This is a genomic window from Nocardia fodinahabitans (assembly GCF_052983615.1).
In genome coordinates, this window is the sequence record NZ_JBRJJC010000001.1 from 1,018,215 (window position 1) to 1,030,698 (window position 12,484).

General features: G+C 68.2%; 14 protein-coding genes. 5 read left to right on the forward strand and 9 right to left on the reverse strand.

Annotation, left to right across the window (positions count from 1 at the left end):
• Positions 1 to 43: 43 nt before the first annotated feature.
• Together NV348_RS04895 and NV348_RS04900 are read right to left on the reverse strand one after the other, a co-directional pair.
• A complete protein-coding gene (locus tag NV348_RS04895) occupies positions 44 to 1,171 on the reverse strand; it encodes a serine/threonine-protein kinase (protein WP_447145909.1) in 1,128 nt (375 codons plus the stop codon).
• Positions 1,172 to 1,213: 42 nt separating this feature from the next.
• Positions 1,214 to 1,630, reverse strand: coding sequence for a hypothetical protein (locus NV348_RS04900; RefSeq protein WP_447145910.1), 417 nt, complete (start codon positions 1,628 to 1,630; stop codon positions 1,214 to 1,216).
• Positions 1,631 to 1,650: 20 nt separating this feature from the next.
• On the opposite strand from NV348_RS04900, the gene NV348_RS04905 reads away from it, so the two are divergent.
• Positions 1,651 to 1,818 (forward strand): hypothetical protein, encoded by a 168-nt coding sequence (locus tag NV348_RS04905; RefSeq protein ID WP_447145911.1) that lies wholly within the window; start codon positions 1,651 to 1,653, stop codon positions 1,816 to 1,818.
• 238 nt (positions 1,819 to 2,056) lie between these two features.
• Here the strand turns inward: NV348_RS04905 and NV348_RS04910 are convergent, their stop codons facing one another.
• Entirely contained in the window at positions 2,057 to 2,479 is a 423-nt protein-coding gene (locus NV348_RS04910; protein WP_447145912.1) for an uL11 family ribosomal protein, read from the reverse strand.
• 281 nt (positions 2,480 to 2,760) lie between these two features.
• On the opposite strand from NV348_RS04910, the gene NV348_RS04915 reads away from it, so the two are divergent.
• The gene (locus NV348_RS04915; protein WP_447145913.1) at positions 2,761 to 3,564 is read left to right on the forward strand and encodes a transglutaminase-like domain-containing protein; all 804 of its coding nucleotides are present in this window, start codon (positions 2,761 to 2,763) and stop codon (positions 3,562 to 3,564) included.
• 296 nt (positions 3,565 to 3,860) lie between these two features.
• Positions 3,861 to 5,171, forward strand: coding sequence for an ATP-binding protein (locus NV348_RS04920; protein WP_447145914.1), 1,311 nt, complete (start codon positions 3,861 to 3,863; stop codon positions 5,169 to 5,171).
• A 392-nt stretch (positions 5,172 to 5,563) separates the two neighbouring features.
• On the opposite strand, the gene rlmN is transcribed toward NV348_RS04920, so the two are convergent.
• Positions 5,564 to 6,673, reverse strand: coding sequence for a dual-specificity RNA methyltransferase RlmN (gene rlmN, locus NV348_RS04925; RefSeq protein WP_447145915.1), 1,110 nt, complete (start codon positions 6,671 to 6,673; stop codon positions 5,564 to 5,566).
• A gap of 113 nt (positions 6,674 to 6,786) precedes the next feature.
• On the opposite strand from rlmN, the gene NV348_RS04930 reads away from it, so the two are divergent.
• The gene (locus NV348_RS04930; RefSeq protein WP_447145916.1) at positions 6,787 to 7,164 is read left to right on the forward strand and encodes a LapA family protein; all 378 of its coding nucleotides are present in this window, start codon (positions 6,787 to 6,789) and stop codon (positions 7,162 to 7,164) included.
• Positions 7,165 to 7,167: 3 nt separating this feature from the next.
• Here the strand turns inward: NV348_RS04930 and NV348_RS04935 are convergent, their stop codons facing one another.
• The 5 genes from NV348_RS04935 to rpsB form a co-directional block, all read right to left on the reverse strand.
• Entirely contained in the window at positions 7,168 to 8,064 is an 897-nt protein-coding gene (locus NV348_RS04935) for a phosphatidate cytidylyltransferase (RefSeq protein WP_447150941.1), read from the reverse strand.
• Between the two features lie 110 nt (positions 8,065 to 8,174).
• Complete coding sequence (gene frr / locus NV348_RS04940) at positions 8,175 to 8,732, reverse strand: ribosome recycling factor (RefSeq protein WP_030202900.1); 558 nt, start codon at positions 8,730 to 8,732, stop codon at positions 8,175 to 8,177.
• A 49-nt stretch (positions 8,733 to 8,781) separates the two neighbouring features.
• Positions 8,782 to 9,510 (reverse strand): UMP kinase, encoded by a 729-nt coding sequence (pyrH, locus tag NV348_RS04945; protein ID WP_355280546.1) that lies wholly within the window; start codon positions 9,508 to 9,510, stop codon positions 8,782 to 8,784.
• Positions 9,511 to 9,742: 232 nt separating this feature from the next.
• Positions 9,743 to 10,567, reverse strand: a complete 825-nt coding sequence (gene tsf / locus NV348_RS04950; protein WP_447145917.1) for a translation elongation factor Ts — start codon at positions 10,565 to 10,567, stop codon at positions 9,743 to 9,745.
• Positions 10,568 to 10,813: 246 nt separating this feature from the next.
• A complete protein-coding gene (rpsB, locus tag NV348_RS04955; protein WP_189024364.1) occupies positions 10,814 to 11,677 on the reverse strand; it encodes a 30S ribosomal protein S2 in 864 nt (287 codons plus the stop codon).
• A 402-nt stretch (positions 11,678 to 12,079) separates the two neighbouring features.
• Between rpsB and NV348_RS04960 the strand changes: the two genes are divergently transcribed.
• Complete coding sequence (locus tag NV348_RS04960) at positions 12,080 to 12,481, forward strand: hypothetical protein (protein WP_447145918.1); 402 nt, start codon at positions 12,080 to 12,082, stop codon at positions 12,479 to 12,481.
• Positions 12,482 to 12,484: the final 3 nt, after the last annotated feature.

The window sequence follows — 12,484 nt, forward strand, 5'->3', positions numbered from 1 at the left end:
TCTGACCAGAATATGGCACCCGCCGGGCAGCCCCGACCACCGATCACAGGTTCGACAGCACCCACAGCACGGCGATGACCGACCCGATGACGGCGATCAGGATCAGGAAGGTGGTCAGCACCGAGCCCCACCCGCTGCGCGACGGCGCGGGATAGGGCGTCGGCGGCGGCACCGGCCGTTGCCACGCGGGCGCCATGGGACGCGGCGCGACCGGCTGGTACGGGTGCACCGGCGGGCGATTCACCGGATGCGGCACCCCCGACCCGTTCACCGGGCTCATCGGGGACATCCCGACGAACGGCTGTGGATGCGCACCGGAGGTCGGCCGCACCGTCGACGCGGCACCGGTGCGCAGCGCCCGCTGTACCGCGTCGACGAATTCCTCGCAGGAGGAGAACCGGTCGGCGGGCCGTTTGGCGAGCGCGCGGGCCATCACAGCGTCGAGTACCGGCGGCAGACCGGCGCGGCGCGGACTGACCGGCGGCGGTGGTGCCTGCAGATGCCCGGTGATGACCGCGGCCGGGCTGGGCGCCTCGTAGGGCGCGGTGCCGGTCAGCAGCGAGTACAACGTGCAGGCCAGCGAGTACTGGTCGGCGCGATGATCGAGCGGCACGCCGGTGAGCTGTTCGGGCGCGGCATAGGCGAGCGTCGCGGTGAACGACCCCGTCTCGGTGAGGTGGCCGGAATCGTCGCGCAGCCGGGCGATCCCGAAATCGGTGAGGTACACCCGCTCCTGGCTGTTGGATCGGGCCAGCAGGATGTTGGCCGGCTTCACATCCCGGTGCAGGACACCGGCGCGATGCGCGTAGTCGAGCGCGGCGGCGGTCTCACCGATGATCTGCACCGCCCGGTCCGGCGGCAGCGATCGCGGATCCAGCATGGACGCGTCGACCCCGTCGATGTACTGCATGCTGATCCACAGCTGATCGCCCTCGACGCCGCGATCGAAGACGGTCACGATGTTCGGATGGTCGAGCTGGGCCACCAGATCCGCCTCGCGCTCGAACCTGGCCCTGATCTCGGTGTCGGAGTACAGCTCCTGGTTCAGCAGCTTGAGCGCGGTCCACCGCGGCAGCCGGGGATGCCTGGCCAGATACACCGACCCCATCCCGCCACGGCCCAGCTGCCGGTCGATCGTGTATCCGGCGAATACCGTCCCGTCAGAAACCACTCTGACCCCCGAATCTCGCTCGTCGTCCGACGGGTGTGGACCCTACCAAAACGCCGTTCGCCACCGCTCGGGCATCGCGCGCCAGCCCAGCGGGAAGCTCGCGACGTCGGCGATCAGGGTCGGCATGTTCTTCTCCACCGTGTTGCCGGCGAAGGGTGCGTCGTCGGAGCCACGGTAGAACAGCAGGACCCAGCGCGCACGGGAAGGTTCGGCGAACGTCGAGACGATCGTGGATCCGACGTACCGACCCCCGTTGCTCCGCTCCCGCCGGTCATCGGTCCGGGTGCCGGTCGTCGCCTGACCGTGGTCCTTCGTCTTCTCCCGGACGCGAGCGACGACATCGGCCGCGGGTGCGCACGCAGCGACGGGGGCGGTGACTGCAGGTGGCCCTGGATGACCACCACCGGATTCGTCGCCTCGACAGGGGCGACCCCGGTGAGCAACGAATACCGCGAGCACCGGTCGGAACGATGGTCCAGATGCGCACCGGTCAGCTGCCCGTCGTCGACACCCCGGTCGTACACCGTGACGATGTTCGGATGCTCCAGCTGCGCCGCCAGATCGGCTTCCCGCTCGAACCGCGCCCGGATCTCGGTGTCGGCGAACAACTCCGGATTCAGCAGCTCGAGCGCGAGCTGCCGGGGTAGGCGGGGATGCCGGGCCAGGTAGACCGATCCCGTCCCGCCGCGCCCGAGTCGGCGTTCGATCGCGTAGCCGGCGAAGACATCGCCCGTCGCAAGCATGTATCCCCGTTGTCCTGCCGATGCGGTCCCGGCCGCCGCTCGCATCCCATCGGTCGGCCGCCACCAACCTCGCGTCTGCCCCCGCGACTTCGGCGATCGGCAGGGTGCTCCGAGGTAGGCATCCGGCGACGCCGAACTGCGCTCACTCCTCGACGCGCACGCCCATCGACCGAGCCGTTCCAGCGATGATCCGCATCGCCGCCTCGACGTCGGTCGTGTTCAGATCGGGCAGTTTGCGGAGTGCGATGCGCCGCAACTGTTCCCGGGTGAGGGCGCCCACCGGCGCGTGGCCCGGTTGGGGTGAGCCGGGTTTGCCGAGTGCTCTGCGGATGAGTGCGGCCGTCGGCGGCGTCTTGAGCCGCATGGTCCAGCGTTTGCGGGCGTCGATCGTGATGACGGCGGGGATGATCTCCCCGCGCTGATCGGCCGTCGCCGCGTCGTAGCGGCGTTTGACTTCGAACGGCGGGATGCCCGTGGGGCCGAGCATCTTGCCGAGAACCATGAGGGAGGCATTGCCCGCCTCGAGTTCGAGAGTGACTGTGACAGAGGCTGTTCCGCGCGCCATAGTCAACGATCTCGGACGCCGGCCTCGATCCGGTCCCGTGCCGGTAACGCCTGGGCCGCAACGTGATCGGCAGTCAGCCGGGCGGCACAGTGCGCCCGCCCGGCTCGTCACCGACCTGGGGCAGCCCGACCGCAGGCACCCGGGTCCGCCGAGGCCCGCGCCGCGGGCCGCGGCCGGTCCGTGCAGCCGGTCACGCCGACGCCAGGTCCGTTGTGACTTCGCGACCGGCGGGCGCCCGTGTTCGAGTCGCCTCGCGCGCCGCGGCCTGTCAGGCTGGAGCCGTGAAGCGTGATGTGTCCGCGAGCATGGAGATCACGGTCCACGCCGACGCGGTGCTGCAGTGGCAGATCGCCGTCGCCCGCCAGCCCGGCGTCGATCTGATCGAATCCATGACGTGCGTGCTCGACGGCGAGTACGTCATGCCCCGAGAGGTGATCGGCCCGCACCATTCCCGGCTGCACGTGCTCGACGCGAAGGCGGGCACGCTGCGGCTGGACTACCAGGCGACGGTGTTCGGCACCGCGATCCACGCACCGGCCACCGACTACGAGATCGCGCTGTACCGGCGGCCCAGCCGCTACGCCGAGTCGGACAAGCTGCTCGGCTACGCCGCCGCCGAATTCGGTTACGGCATCGTCGATCCGGACATGCCCGCGCGCGTGGCGGCCTGGGTGGGCCGGCGGATCTCCTACGTCCCGGGCAGCAGCGCCCCGATCGACGGCGCCGTCGAGACCCTGCTGTCGGGCACCGGCGTCTGCCGCGACTTCTCGCACTTGGTGGTCGCGCTGCTGCGCGCGGTCGGCGTCCCGGCGCGGGTGGCCGCGGTCTACGCCCCCGGGTGCGTGCCCATGGATTTCCACGCCGTCGCCGAGGCCTACGTCGACGGCGCCTGGCGCGCGCTCGACCCGACCTGCCTGGCGCCACGCGCGAGCCTGGTCCGCATCGCCACCGGTCGCGACGCCTCCGACATCGCCTTCCTGGACAACCACGGCGGCGACATCACGCTCAACACGCTGACGGTGAACGCCTTCGTCGACGGCCCGCTGCCCTACGACGACTTCGTGCAGCCGATCGGCATCGAATAGCGGACAGCCCTCGGCGGCGAGCTGACCGCAGGCCGCCGCGATCTCCTGACCGCGGGTATCGCGCACCGTGCACGAGACGCGCATCAGATACTATCGTGCGCGATAGTATCTGATTCAAGAGTATCTCTATTCGGAGGTGTGGCTTGGTCGACTTCATCGGGCGGCAACGTGAGCTGAACGCACTCGAAGCCGCGCTAACCGGGGTACGGACAGAAATCGGCACGGCAAGGCCGGGACGCTGCCTGATCCTGCGTGGGCGACGCAGGATCGGAAAGTCCGCATTGGTCGAGGAGTTCGTGGATCGGAACCGGGTACCGAACGTCTTTCACACCAGCGAGATCGGCTTCGGCACCGATCCCCTCACCGAGTTTGTCGACGCCGTGCGCAGTTCGTCACTGCCCGACGCCGACATCTTCGCCGAGGCGCTCCCCGGCAACTGGACAGCAGCGCTGCGCCAGCTCGCGAGCATCCTGCCGGAGGACCGGCCGAGTGTAGTGGTGCTCGACGAACTGCCGTATCTCATGGATCCAGCAGGTGCGTTCGAGAGCATCTTGCAGCGGGCCTGGGATCGCGAGCTCTCACGCAAACCAGTGCTGCTGATCCTCATCGGCTCCGATCTCGCCATGATGCAAGCACTCACCTCCTACGGACGACCATTCCACCAACGCGGCACCGAAATGCGCCTCGGACCACTCGATCCGGCCGATGTGGCGACGATGACCGGTCTGGAACCAGCCGCCGCCTTCGACGCGGCATTAGTGACCGGAGGACTGCCCGTCATCGCAGCACGCTGGCAACAAGGCGAGGATGTCTGGGCATATCTCGCCCGTGAACTCGCAGACCCGGTCAGTCCCTTGGTCGTTTCCGCACAGTTGTCGCTGGCCGCCGAATTTCCGGACCAAACCCAAGCCCGACAGGTGCTGACGGCAATCGGCAGCGGCGAACGCACCTTCACCAACATCGCCAGAGCGGCCGGCGGCATCGCGCACTCGACACTCACACGGGCCACGGAACTGTTGACCGGTAAGGGCATCGTCGCGGCCGAGTTGCCGATCAGCCTCACACCGTCCAAGGAACGCCGCTACCGGATCACCGACCCCTATCTACGTTTCTGGTTGACCTTCCTCGGTCCCCATCTCACCGAATTGGACCGTATGCGCCCCGACCTCACCCTCGAACGAATCCACCGCGGTTGGACGAGCTGGCGAGGCCGCGCCATCGAACCACTGGTCCGGGAATCGCTTGCCCGGCTGCTCCCCGCACACGGCATCCCGGCATGCCCCGCGATCGGCGGCTACTGGACCCGCAGCAACGACGTGGAAATCGACATCGTCGGCGCCGATCGCGAACCCGTCGCACACGAACTGGCATTCCTCGGCTCGATCAAGTGGCTGGAAAACTCGCCCTTCGACAGCCACGACCTGACCGCGCTCCAGCGCCATCGCCACCGTGTCACCGACGAACCGATCCCACTCGTCGCCGTCACCCGATCCGGAGTCACCACCGAACACCTCGACGCTGTATTCAGCCCGACAGACCTCCTCGAAGCCTGGCGACCTCGCAACGACCTGAACAGCGGCACCGAGGCCGAACCGGCACCAACCTGAACCAGGAGCAATTCGCCGCCTGGCACGGCGATTGCAGGAGTGCGCGGAGCGCCGCACCTGCCGGGGTATCACGGAACCACCACACGTCACCGGCCATTTCGACCAGCCGCCCGGCAGCGCCGACATCGCCGAGCAGTCCACGGGCGGAAAGAATGGCGTCGTCCAGCCCGTACAGTCGGTCGGCCGCAAGCGGCTGCGCACAGAGCCATGCCAGGAGGTCCTCGGTGTGTGGTCCGGGTGTCGCGGTCAGGACTTCCAGAACCGCTATCCGCACATCGACCTGATGACCATCCGAACGAACCACGTCAAGCGACGATCGACTTCAACGTCGGGAACCCAATTCGCGGGCCAGTCCTCGATGGAACCGAATACCTCAGGACCGAGTGGGCACATCAGCCTTCGGCGGCGAGCTGACCGCAGGCCGCCGCGATCTCCTGACCGCGGGTATCGCGCACCGTGCACGAGACGCCCTGGGCGATCACCCGGCGCACGAACTCGCGCTCCACCGGCTTCGGGCTGGCGTCCCACTCACTGCCCGGAGTCGGGTTGAGCGGGATCAGGTTCACGTGCACGAGCGGGCCGAGGGCCCTGTGCAGCTTCTTGCCGAGCATGTCCGCCCGCCACGGCTGATCGTTGACATCGCGGATCAGCGCGTACTCGATCGAGACCCGGCGGCCGGACTTGTCCGCGTAGTACCGCGCGGCGTCGAGCACTTCGGCGATCGACCAGCGGTTGTTCACCGGCACCAGGGTGTCGCGCAGTTCGTCGTCGGGGGTGTGCAGCGACACCGCCAGCCGCACCGACATGTCCTCGTCGGCCAGCTTGCGGATCGCGGGGGCCAGGCCGACGGTCGACACCGTCACCGAGCGTTGCGAGATGCCCAGACCGTCGGGCGCGGGCGAGGTGATCCGGCGAACCGCGTTCACCACCCGCTTGTAGTTGGCCAGCGGCTCGCCCATCCCCATGAACACGATGTTGGACAGCCGGCCCGGGCCGCCGTGCACCTCACCGTCGCGCAGCGCGGCGGCCGCGGCCCGCACCTGGTCGACGATCTCCGCGGTCGACAGGTTGCGGGTCAGCCCGGCCTGGCCGGTCGCGCAGAACGGGCACGCCATGCCGCAGCCCGCCTGACTGGAGATGCACAGCGTGTTGCGGTCGGGGTAACGCATGAGCACGCTCTCGAGCAGAGTGCCGTCGTGGGCGCGCCAGAGCGTCTTGCGGGTGTCACCCTCGTCGCAGGCCAGGTGCCGGACCACCGACAGCAGCGGCGGGAACAGCGTCTCGCCGACCTTCTCACGCACGTCGGCGGGCAGATCGGTCATCAGCGCCGGGTCGGCCTGCAGCCTGCCGTAGTACTGGCGGGCGAGCTGATCGGCGCGGAACTTCGGCAGTCCCAGCTCCTGCACCGCGACCTTGCGCTCGTCCGCGTCGAGGTCGGCGAGGTGGCGCGGCGGCATACCGCGACGCGGGGCATCGAACACGAGGGGCAGGGAGGTGGCCATAATTCGACCATTGTCCCAAACGAGGCGGCGGGCCCGGTGGCCGGGCCGCCACGCCGAACGCCGTTATCGAGAAGATGCGTGCACCGGTGATAGCTGTCGGCCATGATCGAACCATGTCCACCAATGCCGAATCAGGGTCGTCACCGGCCGCGCCCGAGCCCGCCGCGCCCACCGCCGAGCAGCCCGAGGCCACCCGACACCGCAAGGACGCAGACAAGGCTCCGGCCAAGCGGGCCACGCCGGCGGGGGTGCACGGTTCGCGCACCGGCTACACCTGGATCGGCCTGCTCGCCGCCGCCGTCATCGGCATCGTCCTGCTGATCTTCATCATCCAGAACCTCGACCAGGCGCAGGTGAACCTGCTGTTCTGGGACTTCTCGCTGCCGCTGGGCATCACCGTCCTGCTGTCGGTGATCGCGGGCGCGCTGGTGATGGGCCTGGTCGGCGGCGTGCGGATCCTGCAGCTACGCCACGCCGCCAAGAAGCCCTGAGGCTCAGAGCAGCGCGCTCAGCACCAGCCAGGACACGAACGCCGAGGGCAGCATCGAGTCGAGGCGATCCATGATGCCGCCGTGGCCGGGCAGCATCGTGCCCATGTCCTTGATGCCGAGCTCGCGTTTGATCTGCGACTCGATCAGGTCGCCGCAGGTCGCCACGACCACCAGGCCGATGCCGAGGACGACCCCGATCATCGAGTTCGCCTCGAGTAGCAGCGTGACGGTCAGCAGACCACCGATCACGCTGAACAGCAGCGAACCGCAGAACCCCTCCCACGACTTCTTCGGGCTGATCGCGGGCACCATCGGATGCCTGCCGAACAGCACGCCGGCGACATAACCGCCGACATCGGAGCAGACGACCAGGATCATGAACGTCAGCACCCGCAGGTTGCCGTCGGGTTCGAGCAGCAGCAGCGTCGAGAAGGCGGCCAGCAGCGGAATCCACGTGAGTGTGAACAACGTGATCGCGGTGTCACGCAGGAAGTTCTTGGGCGCGGTGCTCAGCCCGTGGTCGAACAGCCGCCACACCATGCAGACCAGCGCCGTCGCGGCAAACGCGCCGACCACGCCCTTGGCGCCCCATGGCCAGCCCAGCCAGAACACCGCCTGGCCACCGATCAGCAGCGGGATCCGCGGGACCAGGACGTCGGCCTCGCGCAGCCGCTTGGCGACTTCCCAGGTCGCGACGGCGACCGCCGCGCCCGCCACCCCGATGAACACCTTGGGGACGAACAGCAGGATCGCGATGAGCGACAGTCCGAGGCCGAGCCCGACCGCGAGTGCCGCGGGCAGGTTGCGCCCCGCGCGCGACGTGGGTGCCTGCGGCTCGGCAGGCGCCACGTCGTCCGGTGTCTGCGGCGCCGCGCCGGTCTCCTCGACCTGGTCCGGCATCGGCTCCGGTGCCGCTCCGGTGGCGGCGGCGTCTTCGGCCACGATTGTCCCGTCGCTCAACTCGTCGTTCCGTTCATCCCCCGCACGAGCGGGACTGGCGAGATCTGCGCTCAGACCTCGAGCAGTTCGGCTTCCTTGTGCTTGACCAGCTCATCGATCTGGCCCACGTACTTGGCGGTGGTCTTGTCGAGCTCCTTCTCGGCGCGCCCGACCTCGTCCTCACCCGCCTCGCCATCCTTCTGGATCCGGCCGAGTTCGTCCATCGCCTTGCGGCGGACGTTGCGAATCGAGACCTTGGCGTCCTCACCCTTGCCCTTGGCCATCTTGACCATCTCGCGGCGACGTTCCTCGGTGAGCTGCGGCACCGTGATGCGCAGGATGTCACCGTTGTTGGTCGGGTTCACGCCCAGGTCGGAGTTGCGGATCGCGTTCTCGATCGGGCCGAGCTGGCTCTGCTCGTAGGGCTTGATCACCACCATGCGCGGCTCCGGCACGGTGATGCTCGACATCTGGGTGATCGGCGTCAGCGAACCGTAGTAGTCGACCACGACGCGGGCGAACATGCCCGGGTTGGCGCGGCCGGTGCGGATGGTTCCGAGGTCGTCCTTCGCCACCGAGACGGCCTTCTCCATCTTCTCCTCGGCATCGAAGAGCGCTTCATCAATCACGACCGGTTCCTCCACAGCGTCGTCATCGTCATCTTCCGCGGTTGCGGGATCAGGACCGAACCAAGGTGCCGATGTGTTCACCGGCGACTGCGCGGGCAATATTGCCCTTGGTCAACAGATTGAACACCAGAATCGGCATCTGGTTGTCCATGCAGAGACTGAAGCACGTGGCATCTGCCACCTTCAGGCCCTTCTCGAGCACTTCCTTGTACGTGATCTCGGTGTACATGCTCGCGTTCTTCTCCACGCGAGGGTCGGCGTCGAACACGCCGTCGACCGCCTTGGCCATCAGCACCACATCGGCGCCGATCTCGAGCGCGCGCTGGGCGGCGGTGGTATCAGTGGAGAAGTAGGGCATGCCCATGCCCGCACCGAAGATCACGACGCGGCCCTTCTCGAGGTGCCGCTTGGCCCGCAGCGGGAGGTACGGCTCGGCGACCTGACCCATCGTGATGGCGGTCTGCACGCGCGTGTCCACCCCTTGCTGCTGGAGGAAGTCCTGCAGCGCAAGGCTGTTCATCACGGTGCCGAGCATGCCCATGTAGTCCGAGCGGGCGCGTTCCATGCCGCGCTCCTCCAGCTCGGCGCCACGGAAGAAGTTGCCGCCACCGATCACCACGGCCACCTGCACGCCGGTCTCGACGATCTCGGCGATCTGCTCGGCCACGGTCTGCACGACATCCGGGTCGAGACCGACCCCGCCGCCACCGAACATCTCCCCACCCAGCTTCAGCAGCACCCGGCGGTATCCAGGGCGGTCGGTACCCGGGTCGGTCATGGGTGTTCGTCTCCTTCGGCAAGGTCGATATGGGTCGAACTGCGGGCACGCGAATCGGCCGCACAGCAAGGCGAAGCGGCATCCATCCTGCCTTATCCGGTTCCCGTCACCGCACAAGACCCCCTTGCGCAACGCAGAGACCCTGGAACGGGGGCAGGTGCCGTCAGGAATGGGCAAGAGCCCCTCGGGGGGCAGACGGACGCTGCTCCCGAGGGGCTCTCGTTCAGGCGGATCAGGCCTGGCCGACCTCGAAGCGGGCGAAGCGGGTCAGGGTGACACCGGCCTCGTCCAGGAGGGCCTTGACGGTCTTCTTCGAGTCGGTGACCGACGCCTGCTCGAGCAGGACGACGTCCTTGAAGAAGCCGTTGACGCGGCCCTCGGTGATCTTCGGCAGCGCGGCCTCCGGCTTGCCCTCTTCACGGGCGGTGGCCTCGGCGACACGACGCTCGTTCTCGACCACGTCGGCCGGAACCTCGTCACGGGTGACGTAACGGGCCTTGAGCGCGGCGACCTGCATGGCGGCGGCGCGGGCGGCCTCGGCCGCGGCATCGCCTTCACCGGTGTACTCGACCAGCACGCCGACGGCGGGCGGCAGGTCCGAGGCACGCTTGTGCAGGTAGGTGGCGACCGGGCCGTCGAAGGCGACGACGCGACGCAGTTCCAGCTTCTCGCCGATCTTGGCAGACAGCGCCTGCACGGCGTCGTCGACGGTGCCGTTGTCGAGCTTCAGCGCCTTGAGGGCGTCGAGGTCGGCGGGCTTGCCCGCAGCGGCGGCGGTGACGACCGCGTCGGCCAGCTCCTGGAACTCCGCGTTCTTGGCGACGAAGTCGGTCTCGGAGTTGATCTCGACCATGACGCCGTCCTTGGCGATGACCAGACCCTCGGCGGTCGCGCGCTCGGCGCGCTTGCCGACATCCTTGGCGCCCTTGATGCGCAGCACCTCGACGGCCTTGTCGAAATCGCCGTCGGACTCGGCCAGCGCGTTCTTGCAGTCCATCATGCCGGAGCCGGTGAGCTCACGGAGCCGCTTCACGTCAGCAGCGGTGTAGTTCGCCATCGGGGGCGAGCCTCCTGTGGTATTGGCGGCGCGGACGCCGCGGGTTCTCGGCCTTTCGGCCTCGATCTTCCCTCCCTGCGGGCACTCCTTCGTCGCGCCCTCCGGTCAGTCCAGATCGAGGCGGCCGAGAACGGGTGAAGACCTCGGCCGTAGGCCCTGCTGTGGTGTTCTGGGTATTACGCCACCTTGCCGACCGCATCTGAATTCAGATGGGCCGGCAAGGTGAACAGTCAGCTTCTGATCAGCTCAGAAGTCGGCCGGGGTGTGCTGCGCCGGGTCGGCCTTGACCTCGGCCTCGGCCTCGGCGGGCGTCTCGACGGCAGCCTCGGCGGCCGGGGTCGCCTGAGCCAGCAGCTCCTGCTCCCACTCGGCGAGCGGCTCACCGGCGCCGGCCTCGGGCTTCGCGTCGCCGGAAGCCTGGCCCGCGCGGGCCTGCACGCCCTCGGCCACCGCGGAGGCGACGACCTTGGTGAGCAGAGCGGCGGAACGGATCGCGTCGTCGTTACCCGGGATCGGGTAGTCGACCAGGTCGGGATCGCAGTTGGTGTCCAGGATCGCGATGACCGGGATGTTCAGCTTGCGAGCCTCGCCGACGGCGATGTGCTCCTTGTTGGTGTCGACGACCCAGATGGCCGAGGGCACCTTGGCCATGTCGCGGATACCACCGAGGGTGCGGTCCAGCTTGGTCATCTCACGCGTCAGCATGAGGATTTCCTTCTTGGTGCGACCCTCGAAGCCACCGGTCTGCTCCATGGCCTCGAGCTCCTTCAGGCGCTGCAGGCGCTTGTGGACGGTCGAGAAGTTGGTGAGCATGCCACCCAGCCAGCGCTGGTTGACGTAGGGCATCCCGACGCGAGTCGCCTCGGCCGCGATCGACTCCTGGGCCTGCTTCTTGGTGCCGACGAAGAGAACGGTGCCACCGTGGGCGACGGTCTCCTTGACGAACTCGTAGGCCTTGTCGATGTAGGTCAGCGTCTGCTGCAGGTCGATGATGTAGATGCCGTTGCGGTCGGTGAAGATGAACCGCTTCATCTTCGGGTTCCACCGACGAGTCTGGTGCCCGAAGTGCGCGCCGCTGTCGAGCAGCTGCTTCATAGTTACGACAGCCATAGCTCCCGTATCTCTCTTTCGTTGCCGGTTGACGCAGCCGATCGGCGATCGACTGCCCTGGCGCCACCGGAACCGCCGGACCCAAGTCTGCGAGACCGGGACCAGCCGACGATTCCACTGTTCATCCGTTGGAGAACTCGCGCGGACATGCCCTCACGGACGGCCTGCGTTGCGAGCGGCGACCGGATGGACGAGCACGGGTGGCGCGCGAAGTCGGTTCCTGCTGTGCACAGCACAAACCGCGTTGATCAGTCTACGCGGAGCGGGGCCAGGCCCGAAATCGCCCCCTGACCGCGACCGCCGAAACAGGTGGTGAAGTGCACGGTATCCACATCCGGCGAGGTTGTCCCCAGTTGTCGGATCGGCGGTCCGCACCGGATGTTCGCGACCGAGAGTAGGGACATGAACACCTTCACACGAACCCTGATCTCGACATTTCCGCTGCTGTGCGCCGCGGGCGTGCTGGCGGCGCCCGCCGCGGCGCATCCCGGCGCGGGGGCACTGATAAGTCCGGTGTGTTCCGGGGGCGGTGCCATCGCACCCGAGCGGCACGATGCGGCGGGGCCCGATCTTCCTCCGCGTGGTGCCGCGGCACCGGTGCCGGTTCGGGTGACGGTGCGTGATCTGACGACGGCCCCGGACGCCGCGGGCGAGCGGACGCGGGCGACGGCGCCCGTGGAGGTGGAGATCATCGTCCGAGGTGGTGGTAGTGGGTCGGCGGCGGGGTTGCCCGCCGCGCTGCGCGATCTGGTGCAGACGTTGATCACGCCGCAGCGCGTGCCTGCGCCACGACCGCATCGCTGAGCT